At 59.4% G+C, this 16055-nt stretch carries 17 protein-coding genes and 1 pseudogene; 5 read left to right on the top strand and 13 right to left on the bottom strand.

Annotation, left to right across the window (positions count from 1 at the left end; genetic code table 11):
• Positions 1-30: 30 nt before the first annotated feature.
• Positions 31-1281: a 2-aminoadipate transaminase gene (locus NDJ82_RS25705; RefSeq protein WP_191960111.1), complete on the bottom strand. Its 1251-nt coding sequence runs from the start codon at positions 1279-1281 to the stop codon at positions 31-33.
• A gap of 223 nt (positions 1282-1504) precedes the next feature.
• On the opposite strand from NDJ82_RS25705, the gene NDJ82_RS25700 reads away from it, so the two are divergent.
• Positions 1505-2533, top strand: coding sequence for an amino acid ABC transporter substrate-binding protein (locus NDJ82_RS25700; protein WP_158877516.1), 1029 nt, complete (start codon positions 1505-1507; stop codon positions 2531-2533).
• Between the two features lie 5 nt (positions 2534-2538).
• Here the strand turns inward: NDJ82_RS25700 and NDJ82_RS25695 are convergent, their stop codons facing one another.
• The 4 genes from NDJ82_RS25695 to NDJ82_RS25680 form a co-directional block, all read right to left on the bottom strand.
• Positions 2539-3552 (bottom strand): sensor domain-containing diguanylate cyclase, encoded by a 1014-nt coding sequence (locus tag NDJ82_RS25695; RefSeq protein ID WP_250926556.1) that lies wholly within the window; start codon positions 3550-3552, stop codon positions 2539-2541.
• Between the two features lie 137 nt (positions 3553-3689).
• Complete coding sequence (locus tag NDJ82_RS25690) at positions 3690-5588, bottom strand: alkaline phosphatase D family protein (protein ID WP_250926555.1); 1899 nt, start codon at positions 5586-5588, stop codon at positions 3690-3692.
• 120 nt (positions 5589-5708) lie between these two features.
• Positions 5709-5912: a hypothetical protein gene (locus tag NDJ82_RS25685; protein ID WP_191960114.1), complete on the bottom strand. Its 204-nt coding sequence runs from the start codon at positions 5910-5912 to the stop codon at positions 5709-5711.
• A gap of 128 nt (positions 5913-6040) precedes the next feature.
• Positions 6041-6727: an MlaA family lipoprotein gene (locus NDJ82_RS25680; protein ID WP_502941247.1), complete on the bottom strand. Its 687-nt coding sequence runs from the start codon at positions 6725-6727 to the stop codon at positions 6041-6043.
• Between the two features lie 68 nt (positions 6728-6795).
• Between NDJ82_RS25680 and NDJ82_RS25675 the strand changes: the two are divergent.
• A pseudogene (locus tag NDJ82_RS25675) lies at positions 6796-7146 on the top strand (sensor histidine kinase); the annotation flags it as partial.
• A gap of 27 nt (positions 7147-7173) precedes the next feature.
• Here NDJ82_RS25675 and NDJ82_RS25670 read toward each other — a convergent pair.
• The 3 genes from NDJ82_RS25670 to NDJ82_RS25660 form a co-directional block, all read right to left on the bottom strand.
• Positions 7174-9417, bottom strand: a complete 2244-nt coding sequence (locus NDJ82_RS25670) for an ATP-binding protein (protein ID WP_250926553.1) — start codon at positions 9415-9417, stop codon at positions 7174-7176.
• The gene (locus tag NDJ82_RS25665) at positions 9414-10028 is read right to left on the bottom strand and encodes a biliverdin-producing heme oxygenase (RefSeq protein WP_250926552.1); all 615 of its coding nucleotides are present in this window, start codon (positions 10026-10028) and stop codon (positions 9414-9416) included. The genes NDJ82_RS25670 and NDJ82_RS25665 overlap by 4 nt, the downstream gene beginning before the upstream one ends.
• Before the next feature lie 194 nt (positions 10029-10222).
• Positions 10223-10603: a response regulator gene (locus NDJ82_RS25660; protein WP_099587293.1), complete on the bottom strand. Its 381-nt coding sequence runs from the start codon at positions 10601-10603 to the stop codon at positions 10223-10225.
• Positions 10604-10775: 172 nt separating this feature from the next.
• Between NDJ82_RS25660 and NDJ82_RS25655 the strand changes: the two genes are divergently transcribed.
• From NDJ82_RS25655 to NDJ82_RS25645, 3 genes are all read left to right on the top strand, one after another.
• On the top strand, positions 10776-11309 hold the full coding sequence (locus tag NDJ82_RS25655; RefSeq protein ID WP_250926551.1) for a demethoxyubiquinone hydroxylase family protein: 534 nt from the start codon (positions 10776-10778) through the stop codon (positions 11307-11309).
• Positions 11310-11350: 41 nt separating this feature from the next.
• Entirely contained in the window at positions 11351-11728 is a 378-nt protein-coding gene (locus tag NDJ82_RS25650) for a c-type cytochrome (RefSeq protein WP_099587294.1), read from the top strand.
• A 201-nt stretch (positions 11729-11929) separates the two neighbouring features.
• On the top strand, positions 11930-12502 hold the full coding sequence (locus NDJ82_RS25645; protein WP_250926550.1) for a hypothetical protein: 573 nt from the start codon (positions 11930-11932) through the stop codon (positions 12500-12502).
• Between the two features lie 8 nt (positions 12503-12510).
• Here the strand turns inward: NDJ82_RS25645 and NDJ82_RS25640 are convergent, their stop codons facing one another.
• The 5 genes from NDJ82_RS25640 to NDJ82_RS25620 form a co-directional block, all read right to left on the bottom strand.
• Positions 12511-12996, bottom strand: a complete 486-nt coding sequence (locus tag NDJ82_RS25640; protein ID WP_250926549.1) for a hypothetical protein — start codon at positions 12994-12996, stop codon at positions 12511-12513.
• On the bottom strand, positions 12993-13280 hold the full coding sequence (locus NDJ82_RS25635; protein WP_191948300.1) for a colicin E3-like toxin immunity protein: 288 nt from the start codon (positions 13278-13280) through the stop codon (positions 12993-12995). The genes NDJ82_RS25640 and NDJ82_RS25635 overlap by 4 nt, the downstream gene beginning before the upstream one ends.
• A gap of 15 nt (positions 13281-13295) precedes the next feature.
• Complete coding sequence (locus NDJ82_RS25630) at positions 13296-14459, bottom strand: S-type pyocin domain-containing protein (RefSeq protein ID WP_250926548.1); 1164 nt, start codon at positions 14457-14459, stop codon at positions 13296-13298.
• Positions 14460-14702: 243 nt separating this feature from the next.
• Positions 14703-15074, bottom strand: a complete 372-nt coding sequence (locus NDJ82_RS25625; protein WP_053257892.1) for a PH domain-containing protein — start codon at positions 15072-15074, stop codon at positions 14703-14705.
• 75 nt (positions 15075-15149) lie between these two features.
• A complete protein-coding gene (locus NDJ82_RS25620; protein ID WP_191960119.1) occupies positions 15150-15479 on the bottom strand; it encodes a hypothetical protein in 330 nt (109 codons plus the stop codon).
• Positions 15480-16055 lie beyond the last annotated feature (576 nt).

Genomic DNA, 16055 nt, shown 5'->3' with positions numbered 1-16055 from the left:
CATTGGTCCAGCGTAATGGCGCTGACGCGATTACTCCAACTGCTTGAGGCACCGTTCAAGAATAACCAGCCCTTCCTCCAGCACCTCGGGCTCAATCGTCAACGGTGCCAGCAGCCGAATGATATGCCGCGACTTGCCACTGGGCATCAGCAGCAACCCGGCATCCCGCGCCAGGCCCAGCAGTCGGGTCAGTTGCTGGGGCGCAGGTGTGCCGTCGGCATTCACCAGTTCGATACCGCGCATGGCGCCGACGCCGGTCAGGCGGCCCAAAAAGGGCGTCAGGTGCTGCGCACGCCAGGTTTCATAGCGGCTCACAATAGCGGCCTCCTGCCGGGCTCCCCAGGCGTGTAACGCCTCATCCGTCATAGCGTCCAGCGTGGCCAGTGCCGCCGCGCAGGCGATGGGGTTACCGGAGTAAGTGCCGCCCAGCCCGCCTTTGGGCAGGTTGTCCATCAACGGCTTGCGCCCGACCACCGCCCCCAATGGCACGCCGCCGGCGATGCTTTTGCCGAGCAGGATCAGGTCCGGTTCGATGCCCAGGCGCGAGAAGGCAAAACGCTGGCCGGTGCGGCCAAAACCGGATTGGATTTCGTCGGCAATCAGCAGGATCGCGTGTTCATCGCAGAAGCGCCGCAGGGCCTGGGCGAACTCGATATCCAGGGCGAGGAATCCGGCCTCGCCTTGCACCGGTTCAAGGATGAAACAGGCTACGTCGCTGACGTCGATTTCCACACTGAACAGGCGGTCCATGGCCTTCAGCGCCTCAGCGCAGCTCACGCCATTGTCGGCGCTGGGGTAGGGCAGGTGATACACCGGGCCGGGCAGGACGCCGACCTTTTGCTTGTAGGGCGCCACTTTGCCGTTGAGGTTGAGGGTGGCCAGCGTACGGCCGTGGAAAGCCCCGTCAAAGGCAATCACCGCCGTACGGCCGGTGGCGCCGCGTACGATTTTCAAGGCATTTTCTGCGGCCTCGGCGCCGCTGTTGGTGAGCATGCCGCTGATGGGGTAGTCCACCGGGATAAACGCGGTCAGGCGGTCCATCAGTTCGATGTAGGGCATGTGCGGCGCGGCGTTGAACGCATAGTGGGTCAACTTCGTTGCTTGTTCACGAATGGCCTGCACCACGCCGGGGTGACAATGGCCGAGGTTGAGCACACCGATGCCGCCGACAAAATCGATATAGCGTTTGCCCGTGGTGTCCCAGACCTCGGCATTCCTGCCGTGGCTGAGGCTGATGGGATGAACGATGGAAATCGACTGGCTGATGGTTTCGCGGCTCATGAATCCTGGACTCGGCAGTGGCGGGCGTCTTTTTATCTAAGCCGTGGGCCTGGCCTTGTCGCAAACGAAATAAAGTCGCCGGGTCATTCCAAATCGGAAGGAGCTGTTGCCAAAAGGTCGTTTGTGGCTGCGCGCCAAACCCGTCAATACTGCCCAGGCAACATCAGAAACCGGCGCAGGCTGTGCGGTGCCGAATAATAAGGAACGACAGGGAGAGCCTCGCATGAACCCATTTAAAACCACCTTGGCCATGATCAGTGCCGCCGCCGTCTTTGGGCTGGCCAGCACCGCGCATGCCGGTTCGACCCTGGACGCGATCCAGAAAAAAGGCTTTATCCAGTGTGGTGTCAGCGACGGGTTGCCCGGTTTTGGCGTGCCCGACAGCCACGGCAAGATGACCGGCATTGACGTGGATGTGTGTCACGCCGTAGCGGCGGCCGTGTTTGGTGATGCGTCCAAAGTGAAGTTCACCCAGTTGACCGCCAAGGAGCGTTTCACCGCGCTGCAGTCCGGCGAAATCGACCTGATCTCACGCAACACCACTTGGACCAGCTCCCGCGATTCGGGCATGGGCCTGGTGTTCACCGGCGTCACCTACTACGACGGCATCGGCTTTTTGGTGAACAACAAACTGGGTGTCACCGCTGCCAAGCAACTGGGCGGCGCAACCGTGTGCATCCAGGCCGGCACCACCACCGAGCTCAACGTTGCCGATTACTTTCGCACCCACGGCCTGAAGTTCACGCCGATCACCTTCGACACCGCCGACGAAAGCGCCAAGGGCCTGGAGGCCGGGCGTTGCGATGTGCTGACCACCGATCAGTCCGGGCTGTACGCACAGCGCATCAAGATGGCCCATCCGGATGAATTCGTCGTGTTGCCGGAAGTGATCTCCAAGGAGCCGCTGGGCCCGCTGGTGCGCAAGGGCGATGACGAGTGGTTCAGCATCGTCAAGTGGACTCTGTTCGCGATGATCAACGCCGAGGAAATGGGCATCACCTCGCAGAATGTCGAAGAGCAGGCCAAGACCACCAGGAACCCGGACGTTGCGCGGTTGCTCGGCGCCGATGGCGAGTACGGTCGGGACCTGAAACTGCGCAAGGATTGGGTGGTGCAGATCGTCAAGCAGGTGGGCAACTACGGTGAAGTGTTCGAGCGCAATATTGGTCAGGGCAGCGTGTTGAAGATCAAGCGCGGCCTCAATGCCCTGTGGAACAACGGCGGCATCCAGTACGCGCCGCCGGTGCGCTGACAGGGCTACGCCGACACGCCATCTTTCCCCGCCGCCTTGGCGCGATACAGCGCCTGATCGGCACGTGCCATCAGGGCGGCGGGGGATTCATCCATGCGCCGCTCGGCCACGCCCAGGCTCAGGGTGACGACGAGGTCATCGCGTATCGGCATGTTGCGCATCGTTCGGCAGATGTTCTCGGCCAGGGTCCTGGCGTTTTCCAGCGAGCTTTTTGGCAGCACCACCATGAATTCATCGCCACCCCAGCGCGCCAGCAGGTCGCCTGGGCGGATGCAGCTCTCCAGGCATTCCACGACCTGCACCAGGGTTTGGTCGCCTACGCCGTGACCGTGTCGGTCATTGATCGGCTTGAAGTCATCGATATCCATCGCGATCAGTGCCAGTGGCAGGCGAAAACGCTGGGCGCGGTCGCAGGCTTCCAGCAGCACTTTTTCCAGGCGGTAACGGTTGGCGACGAGGGTCAAGGCATCCCGTTCGGCCAGTGAGCGGTTTTCGTCCAGTTGTAATTGCAACTGCTGATTGACCCGCGACAGCTCGCGCGTACGCTCGGCCACTAGTGCCTCAAGGGATTGATTGCGTCGCTCCAACTGCTCGACCGAGGACTTGCGCAGATGGATATCGCGATGGGCACCCACCATGCGTGCAACCGAACCGTCTTCATTGCGTGCAATCACGTAACCACGGTCTTCAATCCACAGGTAGCCGCCATCGTTTTTGCGGCAACGGTATTCGGTCTGGTAATGGGGCGTGCGCCGGTGGATGTAATCATCGAACACCGTCATCACGTGGGGGTAATCCTCCGGGTGGATGACGCTCTCCCAAGTGAACACACTGTTTTCCAGGGAGTGGCTAGGGTAGCCCAGCATTTCGTACCAGCCTGGGCTGCGGTAGACGAACCCGGTATTGGCGTTCCAGTCCCAAATGCCGTCGCTGACCAGCTCCAGCACGGTGTGCAACATGTCGGCGTTAAAGTGAGTAAAAGCATGATTGAGCGGGTTGTTGCCGGAAGTATCGTTCATCTGCGCATTCCTTGCCGCGGCAGGCAACCAAGGCCTACCAATATTGACGCCGATACTCCGTGGCTGGGGCTACTTTACAACGGTGATTGAACGCTTTGAATAGGGGGGTTGTGATGCTGTTGGGTGGTGGCATTAGGCTACTGCTTTGGCGCCACCATCCTTGTCCGAGGTTTCCCATCGGCGTTGTGCTGGTAAATCGCCTCAGGCTGCCCCCGCTCGTTGAAAAACACCTGGCCGATCCCTGCTGAATTCCACAACCGTTCACCGGCTTCGGCATGTTCCGGAATATGCGGCACCACCTGCATGGTGCGCCGGCGAGTGAACCAGTTCAGAGGCGAGCGCGGCGAGTACAGCCAGCGGTTGAGACGGTCGAACCATTCCAGCAGTCGCGGTGGGAATTCGTTCTTGATGCCGCTGCTGGTGATCTGCCAGATCCTGGGGCCAGCGTCGCGGTGGCGGATCAGTACTTCGTAGACGAACGAGTAGTGCACGTCGCCCGAGAGGATCACGTAGTTACCCGGCGTGCGCGAGTGACGGAAGATGTTGAGGATCACCTGGGCCGCGCCGCGATGGGCCATCCAGTTTTCGGCGTCCACCAGTAACGGATGGCCGCACCAACTGAAGATTTTCTGCACGGTCTCGATCAGCTTGACGCCAAAAATCGGCGCGGGCGAGACGATGATGGCCGAGGGGTGATCGAGCAGTTCCTGCTGCAGTTCGCTCAAGGCTTCCCAGTCCAGCAGGCCGGACGGTTGCTTGAGGGTGAATTCGCTGCGCCAGCGCCGTGTGCGGGTATCGAGCACCACCAGGGCCGGCGTGGTGGGCAGGACGTAATGCCACTGCTGGAATTTCAGCAGGGTTGCCAGCAAATTGTCCTGCGCGAGGGCATCCAGATGATTGTTCTGCGTCTGGGTTGCCAGTGCCTGGGTTTGGCCCACCAGATCATCAAAGGCATCCGGGTTATTCCCCCAGCCTTGGCACAGCAGGTAAGCGAGCAGGGCGTTACCGATGATGCGCTTGGAAAATGGATGGCCGTAGGCGGTTTCTTCCCATTGCGCGCTGAGGTTCCAGTCGTCGGTGATGTCGTGGTCGTCAAAGATCATCAGTGTGGACAGATGGGCGAAAACCCGCGCAGCACCCGGCAAGCCCTCGCGAAATTTATCCACCGTCACCTGCTCGCGAGCGTAGCGCAAGGATTCATCGGCGCTCAGTTGGGGTGGCTGCGGGTTGATCAGGCGCCAGGGCGTGGGCGACCACACCAGCAGGTACATCGCCATGACCTCGGCGAAGGTCACCAGGTGATTGTCGGCGGTGCTGCTGGTGAAAATCGGCTTTTTCACGCCGCCGAAAAACCGCTCGCGCAGGGTCTCGTTGCTGTCCAGCGCCGGGAGCAGATCGGCGCGGTTGTAGTAGCTGGCGCTATGTGCGTAGAGGCTGGCGCTGTTGTCGACCACGGCGCCTTCCAGAGATTCGTCAAACAGGCCCAGGCGCGCAATCAGCCCGTGGATCGCCCGCAGCATTGGCCCGGCTACATCATCGGCATACACCTGGTCGCCGCTCATTATCAACAAGGCCGGACGGTCGGCGGGTGTTTGTGCATCGGCCAGCAGGCGATCGACGCAGAGCAAGCCTTCGTCGGCGCTGTGGTGAGGTTTGCGGCACGAACCGTGTACCAGTTGATGGATGCGGCTGTGCAGCACGAAATTCGGATATTGGGCTTTGGCGTACAGCAAGTGGGGTGCCCATTGGGCAATGCCAATGCCGTCGACGAGCAGGTCATAGTCGATCACGACATCCTGCGGCAGCGCTTCCTCCAGTCGTACATCAATCAGGTGGACAAACGCCTCGCGTCCCACCGGCACGACTTGGCACTGGTCCTGGCCTAGCGGGATATCCAGGCGTTGCTCGGCACATTGCAGCCTCAGCATCAGTGGCAATGCTCGGCTTCCCACCAGCCACAGCACCAGCCGCTGGGGTTCGAGGCGTCGCAGCAGAGGGCCGGCGAGCACGGCGGGCAAGGTGTCGGGATGTGGCATGCAGTAAAAGGCTCCGGGCAGGGTTGAACCGGCAAGGTTAGCGCAATGGATGTCAGTGTTTTGTTAAGGCGTGGCGGCTTGTGGAGACGAAGGGCTGTGCACAGCCCTTCGTGCGACGATTTAGAGCAGGTTACCCTTGCCCAGGCTGTCCAGGCCACCGCTGCCCGTGCGTCGGCTGTTGCGCGCTGAACCGTCGGACTCCTGAGGCTCCAGTTGCGATCGAGGGTCATCGATGCTGCGCTTCTTGCGTTGAAGGGCGGCGTCATCCTGCGGCGCTGCGGGGTATTGAGTGGGGAATGGAACGGTGTTGATAGGGCTTAGCACGGAAGTTTCCTTCTATTAAGTGCGAGTGACTTCGCTCATTGGAGCGAAGTGGGGTCAAACTTATAGAGGAGGGGGGCGGTGAGCTATAAACGCCCTGCTGCAAGATATGACGGCCGTGACGACCGTAGTCAGAAGTCATCAGCGGCGCCCTTTGCGCAGCCTTCGCTGGCAGGGGATGTCGCGCCTTCCTTGCCTTCCAGCACGAAGGCTGCGCGGTTTTGTGCCACCACATTACGTAACGCGCTGTAGTAATCCGGCAGTTTTTGCAGGCTATCGGTGAGCGGCAACAATGACGCCCGGGTGTCGACCGTTCCGCCCACCAGGCTGATGGTGCCCAATGTCTGCACGGTATCGCTGTCTCCCAGCGGCGAAACCAGGAAGCTCAACACCTTGCCGCCGAACGTTTGGCCAAAGTCGGCGGAGTGGCGCGGGATGCCCAGGCGGTCCGACACATCAATCAGCCCCACCACACCTACCGTGGTATTCACTGCAAAACGGCCAAGGGTGTTGACCGAACGGCGTGGGTTGCCTTGCAGTAGATCGTTGATAAATACCTTCGGCTCGCTAAAGTTGCTCGCGAAGTTATGCACACCCTGCTGGAACAATTCCGGGAGGTAGCGGTAACTGCGAGCAACAGGCGCCAGCGCGTAGTTGTCCACCGCCCGGTTGAATGCAAACACACTGCGGTTGACCCGTTCGGCCGGGTCATGCACCGGGTAGTTCACCTGCGCGCAGCGGGTGGACGGCGCTTTCGTCGGGTTCGCACAGCCCGCCAGGTAGGACACAGTCAGCAACAGTACCGCCTGGCGAGCCAGGTGGTGGGGTTAGGTCAGCGCACGCATGGGCACAGTCTCCGCAAAAGGGACGCCGATTCTGGCGCTGCGGCCCGCCACGCCTGGTGTACTTCGGCCGGCCCCTGGGCCTCAAGCGCGTGATGACCAACCTGATGGACAACGCCATTCACTATGGGCACGCGCCGGAAATCGAACTGCAACAAGGGGCGCATCAAGTGGTGATCCGCGTGCGGGATCGCGGGCCGGGGATTGCCGCCGAGCACCGCGAACAGGTGTTCATGCCGTTTTATCGCCTGGAAAATTCACGCAATAAAAGCACCGGCGGTGTTGGGCTTGGCCTGTCTACTGCCCGCGCTATTGTGCTGGAGCACGGCGGCACTCTCACCCTGGCAGAACGCCCGGGCGGTGGGTTGGAGGTGGTGGTGGTGTTGCCGGTGTGATGACAACACCAGATCACGGTGGGAGTGTCAGGTGTGTGAGTCTCCAATCACCTTCGGCACGGTAAACCGGAACTCACTGCCACGGCCCACCTCACTCTCCGCCACGATCTTGCCGCCATGGGCCTGGACGATGCCTTGGGTGATATACAGCCCCAAGCCACTGCCGGTGGGGTTGTTTTCGGTCTGGGTCCAGTAGCGGTCGAACACATGGGGCAACTGATCTGGCGCAATGCCTTCGCCGGAGTCGCGCACCGAGAACACGATTTCTTCGCCGTTGCTCATGGCGCTGATGCCGATATTGCCTTGGCGTGGCGTGAACTTGATGGCGTTGCCGATCAGGTTCGACAGCACCTGGAACAGCCGCTCCGGGTCACCGTTGATCAACAGACCAGGCTCGGCGTTGAACGACAGGTCGATGCCTTTTTCCATCGCCAGCGGTGCGAGCAACGAGTAGGCCTCTTCGAACATCTGGCTCACATCCAGCGCCACCGGCTTGACCACATAGCGCCCGGCCTCGATTTTCGAGGTGTCGAGCAAGTCTTCCAGCAGCACATTCATGCGCCCGGCGGCTTGCTGCATGGTGTCGATGGCCGAGGAAATCCGCCGCGAAGTGTGTGGGCCGTCGGAGCTGAAGGCCTTTTGCATCATGCCGCACAGCATCGAGATGACCGTCATCGGGTTGCGCAAGTCGTGGGACACCACCGCCACCAGTTCATCGCGCGCGCGCACGGCTTGTTGCTCGCGCAGCACCTGGCGGGCCAGGTCGTTTTCCAGGGCGGAGCGACGCAAATCGTTGGCGGCGAACAGGTCGCCATGGCTCCACTTGGTGGAGATGCCGGCCATTTCGACTTTCCAGATTTCAAACGAGGTACGTGGGCGAAGGCGTAGGCCAGCGTTGGAGTTCTCCATGTCCAGCGGCTTGTTCGGGTCGCCGCTCCAGTTGATGTTCTCTTTCACTTCCGGGCGGAACCACAGCACGCCGTTGTCCACCGGTTTAGGCAGGCTCATGGCCAGGACACCGCTGGCCATTTGCTGGAACTCAGCGGCTGGCGGGTAGACCGAGGCCAGGTTATGGCTGGAAAACACCGGCTCGCCGCTCTCTTGCAGCCACTTGTGCAACGCGCGGATCTGCGCCGGTTCCGGGCAGTTGCCGTAGCGGTGCAGTTGTTTATCTTCGATGATCGCGATGCCGCCGGACAGGGTCAGGTCCATCAGCACTTGGCCTTGCTGGGCGAGGCCATCGAACACGTTGTCCGCTGAGGCTTTCATCGCCTGATTCAGCAGCGCCAGGGCCTCGACTTTTTCCTCGCGCTGGCGGCTCAGGTCCAGGGCTTCCATGGCGCTGATTTGCAATGACAATACCTGACCGATGGTCTGGCAGGTGGTGCGCAACTCGTTGGGTACCAGCAGTGGTTCACGGTTGCCGCAACTGATCAGGCCCCAGAGTTTGTCGCCCTTCATCAACGAGATGCTCATGGACGACAGCACGCCCATGTTCTGCATGTACTGGCAATGAATCGGCGACACACTGCGCAGGGTGGCGAAGCTCAGGTCCAACGGCTCGCCGCTGTCCGGGCGCAGCTTGGGCAGCAGTGGCACCGGCTCATAGGCCGCGTTGGGAATAATGCGCAGCCAGTTGGTGCGATACAGCTCGCGGGCCTGCTCGGGGATGTCGGACGCGGGGAAGAACAGCCCGTTGAACAGTTCCATGGACGGCGCCGACGCTTCGGCAATCACCTGGCCATGGCCTTCCTCTTCGAAGCGGTAAATCAGCACACGGTCGTAGCCGGTCATGGCCTGGATTTCATTCACGCTGATTTCGTACAGCGCTTGCAGGGTTTTCGCCGCCTGCAAACGTTGCAGCATCTTGCCCAGATCACTGGTGCGACCCTTCACTGCCCGTGGCCGGAAGTTTTCCAGCAAGGGTTCGAACTCCAGCACCAGCACGCCCTGATGGCGATGCAGCAGGCCGTCGAACTTGGCACCGTTGAAGGTCACGTGCAGCGGCGGCGCGTCGATAAAGTTGTTGTGCTCAACCATGTGTTGCACGGCAGCAGCAGGCTCGTCGCCCAGTAGCGTATGCAGTGGTTGGCCCAACAGGGCTTCGGGCGCATGGTTGAACAGGCTGGCGACGTTGGTACTGACCTGAATGATCTTCAGGTCGGGGTCGGACAGCGTCAGCAACACACCATGGGGCTGGATCGCCCCCGGAAAGCGGATCGGCTCGTCGGCACAGTTGGCAAGCAGTTCCTCAAAATCATCGGGTTTCATAGCAGTACCTCCTGGCTGTCGAGCCATTGCTCAAAGCAGCTGAATGTCGAACGGGCCGCGTCCACTGCACGCTGTCTGGCTGACGCGTCCTGCGGCCGGCGGCCCAGATAGTCGAGAAAGTCTTTCCAGCGCCGACCGGTCTCGGCGCCATACACATTGAGAAATGCACCGCCGTTGTCGGCATCCAGGTCCAGGCGCTTGGCCATTTCCCGGCGCAACACCTGGCCGCCCAAGGTGGCGCCTTCCAGCACGTACAAAGCGCCGAGGCAGGCGGCGGGAGAGTCGAGTCGCGGGAGGTGGGGGCGGCAGGGCAGCGCGTTGATGGCGTCGTCATTCAGGCCAAGGGCATGAAGATCGTTCAACAGCGTCGGGGTTTTCACACGCAGTACAGGGTCGAATCCTTCGGGGATCAACTCACAGTCATACAGCGCTGCTTCCATTGGTCCATAAAAACCGTAATACGCTTGGAGCAAGCGTCGATACCAGTCGGCATCCAGTTGTTCGCTGAAAAACGGCAGGCGCTTTTCCAGCGCGACATGCAGTAGGGCCGTGCCTGTGCGCAACGCTTCCAGCAATGAGGGCGCAGCAACGTCAGGGACCTGTGAATGCATTCAGTAAGCTCGAACTGTGGGCCTGCCGGCCGTAAATGACGCATAGAAGTGGGCGACGATTCTACACATCTCATGGCCATTGGCTGTATGCACAAGGCGAAGAGTCTGACCAGCGGATCAGAAAAATCGCTCCTTGCTCATTAATGACAGCAGCGCGTGTCCCAAAGTTCGGTTTAAGTGATGTCGCGACGCCATCAATGCAGGCGCGAGCCTTGTTGCGTCAGCGCCGTTTGCACACACTCAAGCAGGTGTTCGGCGCTCCACGGTTTTGGCAGGAACCGCACCGACCCCCCCAGTTGCGCCGCGATCTTCGTGTTGCCGGATGTCAGCACCACCTGCACTTCCGGCCATCTATGAGCCACCACCCGACTCAAGTCGTAGCCGTTGAGCAAACCAGGCATCTGAACATCACTGACGATCAGGTCGACCTGTTCATCATCACGCTCCAGAAAAATCATCCCTTCATCCGCCGAAGGAAACGAGGTGACATGCGCCCCGAATTCCTCCAGTACATCCACCATTAACGAGCGAATGATCTCGTCGTCTTCCAGCACTAAAATCGATGGCTGAGCCATGATCCTTACTCCACCATCAGGGGTTAGTAAGGTGGAGTCGAACGCGGCGGGATAGGTTCGATTGGATATGTCCTAAACGATGGGTGGTCATTCAGAGTGTCTAGTTTGCGTATTTGGCGGGAGGTGCGGCACGATGGCTGCGCTTTGTAACCCACGCAAAAGGCTATCAACCGTGAACGTTCACTTGATCGACCATGACCTCGGCAATCGCATGCTTAAAGTCGACCACGCCGGTGAGCATGGCGCGATTTGCATCTACAGCGGCCAACTGTTTATAGCCCGGCTGTTCAACCCGAGCCTGGTCGCGGAACTCACCGAGTTCCTCGGCGACGAGCGCCGCCACCGTGCCGTGTTCAAAGCCGAGTTGCAGCGCCGAGGATATCCGCGTTGCCGTAGCTACTGGCTGTGCGGGCTCGGCGGACTGGCGTTGGGTTTGCTCACCGGTCTCTGTGGTCGCAAAGCCATCATGACCACCACCGTGGCGGTCGAAAGCGTGGTGCTTAGACATCTGGCCCATCAGCTGCACGCCCTGCGCAACATCGACCCGCTGGCGGTGGCGGCCATTGCTTCGATTGTGGATGAGGAACAGCACCATCACGACCAGTCGGCGGCGCAGATCGATGTGAATGATCCCTGGTTCAAAATGCTGACGCCCGTGGTCACTGCATGGACCGAAGCGGTGATCTGGATGGGCATGCGTTCCTGACAAACAGGCATAATCGTCGCACCAGCCGATGTGGAGTCCCTATGAAGTACCGTGCCGTGATGACCCTCGCCCTGATCTTCAACACCCATGCAGCCCTGGCGGCCGGCGATGCCGAGGCGGGCGGCAAGCTGTTCACCAAGACCTGCGGCGGTTGCCACAGCGTCGGCGAAGGCGCGCGCGGCGGGTTTGGGCCGGAACTCAATGGCATCATCGGCAGGCCTGCCGGCACCACCACCGACTATCAGTATTCCGATGCGATGAAAAATTCCGGCGTGGTCTGGACGCGGGACAAACTCGCCGCCTACATCGAGGCGCCGAAGAAGGTGGTGAGTGGTACGCGGATGATCTTCTGGGGGATCAGTGATCAGGAGAAGATTGAAAATATCCTGGCGTACCTTGAGACCTTCCAGCCCAAATAATCACTTGCGCACATTGTTGCGCCGTAGTCAGGAGCGCGCGCAACCGACGCTCGATCACGTCGGCATCGGCAAGCCTGCTCTCCACAAAAAAACGCTCACCGGAGAGATCGTGGCCAGCCTTCAAGGTTTGGAGAGTGCGGAACATTCCGTTCAATTCCGAGTCCAGTCATCACACCCCCCTCACACCGATAAGGACATCCCGTGAAGCGAATCGCATTGCTCTCCCTCGCCCTTGCCCTGTGCGCCTGCCAATCCAACCAACGCGACTCCTCGCCGACCCTGCTTAAAGACGGCATCCAGTTTCGCCAGAAAACCGTGACCGTCGACGCCGAACACGCCAAAGTCATCATGAAAGCCGTGGGCGGCAACAACCCCGTCAAATTCGCCATCAGCCGCGAAGGCGACCCCGACCAACGCCCGGAAATCCTCGGCACCGTGGTGTACAACGGCGAAGGCCAAGTCTTCAACTGGATCGCCAAAACTATCCAAACAGTAACCAGCGCCGGGTTCCGGCGTTTTCCACAGCTGGAAACCCAGGCCGATCCGGGTAAGAAACTCACCGTATTCGGCAGCGCTGGCAGCATCGGCAATGGGGATTTTTACAGCTGCGTGCCGCCGGTGAGCACGTTCGTTCCGGAGAAGGCCAAGGTGTATCTGGTGGAGTTCCAGTTCTCGCCGAGTCGTTCGGCGTGTATGCAGCAGGTGTTTGATATTACGGACCCAGCGAATCGGGTGTTGATTGGTGGGGCGGGGGGTGAGACGAAGGCGGGTTAAGCGGTTATTCAGCGGTGGGCATAGCCCACCGCTTGCGTGACGACCACCCCGTTGAAGGTGTGGGTGCAGCAGTCGCAATAAGGTTTCATGTTTTCGGGTGTCAGTTGTGGTTCTACCTTTTGCAGCAGACCTGCGTCGTCGACGTATAGGCCGCTGTAGTAGCTGTTTTCATCCGTTCTCACGTAATCCTGTTTCTCGCTTTCATGTAGCGCAACCACCCAGAACACCGGATTCGGCCGATCCAGGCGTGCGTTGGCTTCGCTGAAAACCGCGTCCCATGGCTGACCGACCTTGGACAACAGGAAGCGGAACAGCGGCGTGTAATCAAAACCGTGGCGTTGATGGTTGTGCATTGAACCTCGGGTGGCGAGCGTGTCTTTTTCGGTCTTGGTATTCCGTTCGTACCGGTAAGCGCCACCACTGCCGTGGCGCACGCCACGGGTTCGGGTGTTGACGGAGCGGTAGAGGAGGGGCTTTTTTGCTGTGGCTCTCATGACGCTTCCTTGGGTTGTTTTGGAGTTGGCGGCCAGGCGCCTTGGTAGCGGAAGGAGATTTGGTAGTCGAGATTGGAGGGTTCAATCACGTGCTGAAAGTGCGGCTGAATGATCGGTATCCAGCTAGGCAGCAGATTGAAAACGTCGGCATATATCGCGGTTTCTTCGGCTAGATCTAACGCTTCAAAAACACTGTCTGCATCATCGACGTCGGCTGAATACTCATCCGCTTTCAAGTCATTGCTATGCTTTTCGTACCAGCGCAATCGGATTTTCATAACCATTATTTGAATTCCTGTTCATCTGTAAATTCGGCGTTCTGGTTTCGCAGGTCCTCGGCGTTCAGCTGTATATGGGTCAAATGCGCCGAGGTGTTCCAAGTCACTGTTTCGATAAACTTCCAGCTCGCCTTTCTTGGCATCCCATTCGAATAATTTCCGGCCTTTTGCATCTATCCAGCGCTCGCGTAAGCCACTCCCGCCTTTCCTTGGTGTGACAGGCCTTTGGGGGATCAAGCCAGGAAAGCCCGTTATGTCTTCTGTTCGGGGGGCTGGAAAGTAATCATGATCCGGATTCTTTAGCCCCTTCCGCGGCTCACTCACCACCACATACAGCGGCCGAACCCCGGACCCCACGGGGAACACCAGAATAAAATCCCGATACTGCGGCGGGTAAATCGGGTTCACCAGAATCTGCGCCGCCTTCTCCGTAGGCGGGTAAATCCAGATCACCGGCGCCTGCGGCGCAGCCTGCAACGCCGGAATCCCCAGCGTGTCACTTGGGTCAACGGCGGGCGTCCAGATCAGCTCAACACCCTCACCCAAATCTGCTACGAACTGATCGCTGCGTGTTTGGAGCTGCACCACTTCAATCATCTGCCAGGCGGGGTTGTCGCCGGTGTAAAAACCATAGCCCTTGAGCGTACCGTCTTCCCGTTGCTCGATATGCAAACGCATCTGCGAACGCGCCTGCTGCAGCGAGCGTAATTGCTCCTCGCTATACAGCGCGCTATCGCCCAGCTTCCCGGGCCACACCAACGCTACCAACCCGCCTAACAAAGGCGCGGCCACAGAACCGACTGCGGCAGCGGCCGACTCCACGACCGCCGTACGCAACGCCAACTGCCCCAAGCCAACGGGCAAGGCGCTGCCGCTGATCTTGCGCAGGGCAACAGCGCCCCGGCTGTCAACTTCACGGCCGCCCAACAGGCTGAAATGGCCGTACTCCGTGATCAGCTCAAGTGGTACGTAGGCAGTGGGATCTGAGTAGTGGGTGTGGCCGTCGGGCAGTTGGCAAGGCTTCACGAAAACACAGCCAGGCGCTTTTGCGGGTGCAGATTTTGCGGCAGGGAATGGTTCGAATAAATCAATCAACGGTGAATAGGCCGCACGCTTTGGCTGTGGCGTCAGGATGCGCTGCTTGCGTAGTTGTTCCTTGGTTGGAGGGTAAAAGCGTTCTGACATGAGGGGCTCACTTCCTTGTGCGAGGGAGTGAGGCTACGGGGAGGGATCAGGGGGATGGAATTGGCATTTTTCGATGGAGGTTGTGGGAAAAGTAAGCGTGCTTTCTATAGCCGCGGGACGTTTACTACGTTCCAGGTCCTGGAGAAACCGCTGTGGTTTGATGGTGTGGGGGAGGGCGCTATCGGGGGCAAGTCGAATCGTCGCACCGCCCGTCCCACATTTTGATCGGTGTATATCTGCTGATCAGCTCAGCAGATGCTTGGAGATGATCCGCGAAATCTCAACGATCGACGTCTTCCCCGTAAATTCAAACTTCACTTTTCCCAGCGACGAAAAGTAAATCTCCAGCTCCGAATCCAGGTCAAACGTGCCGGATGTTTCCACCGAGTACGCGACGATGTTTTTGTACGGCAGTGAGGTGAAGTCTTTCTTGCTGCCGGTAATGCCCTGCACGTTTACGGCGATGATACGTTTGGTGGTGAAGACCACGCCGTCGCGCATGGCTTTGTAGGCGTCGATGACTTCTTCGCCGTCCAGCAGCAGGGCCGAGACGCGTTCGGCGTATTCGTTGTTTTGCTTGAGCTTGAAGAAGCCTTTGTTGTTGAAGTCGATCATTTGACGGTCCTTGTGGTGAGTCAATTAGAGCGCGCTATCGTTGGCGTCCATCGGGGGCAAGCCCTCCACATGGCGTCATTGGATGGCTTTTAGGTAGTCCTTGAGTGCGTCAAGCGGTGGGTTCAGTTCCTCCAGCGTGCGGGCTTGCCGCACCTCACCCGCCAATCGCTGCAACTCCCGCCCCAACACCGTATCCGCGCCGCCCAGTGCTGCCAGTGCCTGGTCAACACACGCACGCAACTTGAGCTGGATCGTCGGCAAGTCCCCCTGCCGCACAAGCAACCCAAACACCTCCCGCTCATACCCATCCATCACCAGGTCGTCCCTTAATACCGGACTGCCGCCGTCCTCCTCGTGCACAAGTTTGAGTGCAAAGAGCGCAACAGCTTCCAGCGTCAATTCCATGGTGTCGGTTCCTCTGGGGGCGGGGAGGGCGATGATCACCGTTATCGGCGTGAAAAAAAAGACCTGCCGGGTTGGATGCAGGAGGAACAATATTTATTGGCCAGGTTCCAACTCGCCTTGGCGAGCGTATCCAGTCACCACATGGATCGGGTACAAGGCAAACGCCCTCAAAGACAAGGACGCAACCCATGCAGTCATCCCATGCCCAAGCACCGTTCAGCAATGGCGAGTCGGCGCGGCGCGTAACTTGATGGCGAGCTTCAAATACACCTTCTTACGTGGGGGGCGCTCTATATATAGAAGGATTTGCAGGTCTGCGTGCCATTTGATAGAAAAACCAAATTAACGCTTGACCGCAGATTCTGGAAGCCTATAATTCGCCCCACTTCCGGCGCAGTCGAAACGGAAAAATCCTTTATAAACAATGGGTTACGCAGTTTTCGGCAGCAGGTTGCTTCAGTTCATCGAAGCCAAAAGGAAGTTGAAAAAGAGGTGTTGACAGCAGCGTGTAACGCTGTAGAATTCGCCTCCCGCTGATGAGAGATCTGAAGCGCAAGTGGTTGAAGTTGTTGAAGA

The organism is Pseudomonas sp. SR18 (assembly GCF_023701505.1).
GTDB lineage: Bacteria > Pseudomonadota > Gammaproteobacteria > Pseudomonadales > Pseudomonadaceae > Aquipseudomonas > Aquipseudomonas cyclaminis.
This window is presented reverse-complemented; position numbering and strand designations above follow the sequence as displayed.

Coding starts and splice junctions, on each gene's coding strand:
- NDJ82_RS25670 (WP_250926553.1), bottom strand. CDS start 9,417: ATGAAACCCGATGATTTTGAGGAACTGCTTGCCAACTGTGCCGACGAG.
- NDJ82_RS25625 (WP_053257892.1), bottom strand. CDS start 15,074: ATGATCGACTTCAACAACAAAGGCTTCTTCAAGCTCAAGCAAAACAAC.
- NDJ82_RS25620 (WP_191960119.1), bottom strand. CDS start 15,479: ATGGAATTGACGCTGGAAGCTGTTGCGCTCTTTGCACTCAAACTTGTG.
- NDJ82_RS25705 (WP_191960111.1), bottom strand. CDS start 1,281: ATGAGCCGCGAAACCATCAGCCAGTCGATTTCCATCGTTCATCCCATC.
- NDJ82_RS25690 (WP_250926555.1), bottom strand. CDS start 5,588: ATGCCACATCCCGACACCTTGCCCGCCGTGCTCGCCGGCCCTCTGCTG.
- NDJ82_RS25650 (WP_099587294.1), top strand. CDS start 11,351: ATGAAGTACCGTGCCGTGATGACCCTCGCCCTGATCTTCAACACCCAT.
- NDJ82_RS25635 (WP_191948300.1), bottom strand. CDS start 13,280: ATGGTTATGAAAATCCGATTGCGCTGGTACGAAAAGCATAGCAATGAC.
- NDJ82_RS25640 (WP_250926549.1), bottom strand. CDS start 12,996: ATGAGAGCCACAGCAAAAAAGCCCCTCCTCTACCGCTCCGTCAACACC.
- NDJ82_RS25630 (WP_250926548.1), bottom strand. CDS start 14,459: ATGTCAGAACGCTTTTACCCTCCAACCAAGGAACAACTACGCAAGCAG.
- NDJ82_RS25700 (WP_158877516.1), top strand. CDS start 1,505: ATGAACCCATTTAAAACCACCTTGGCCATGATCAGTGCCGCCGCCGTC.
- NDJ82_RS25660 (WP_099587293.1), bottom strand. CDS start 10,603: ATGGCTCAGCCATCGATTTTAGTGCTGGAAGACGACGAGATCATTCGC.
- NDJ82_RS25695 (WP_250926556.1), bottom strand. CDS start 3,552: ATGAACGATACTTCCGGCAACAACCCGCTCAATCATGCTTTTACTCAC.
- NDJ82_RS25665 (WP_250926552.1), bottom strand. CDS start 10,028: ATGCATTCACAGGTCCCTGACGTTGCTGCGCCCTCATTGCTGGAAGCG.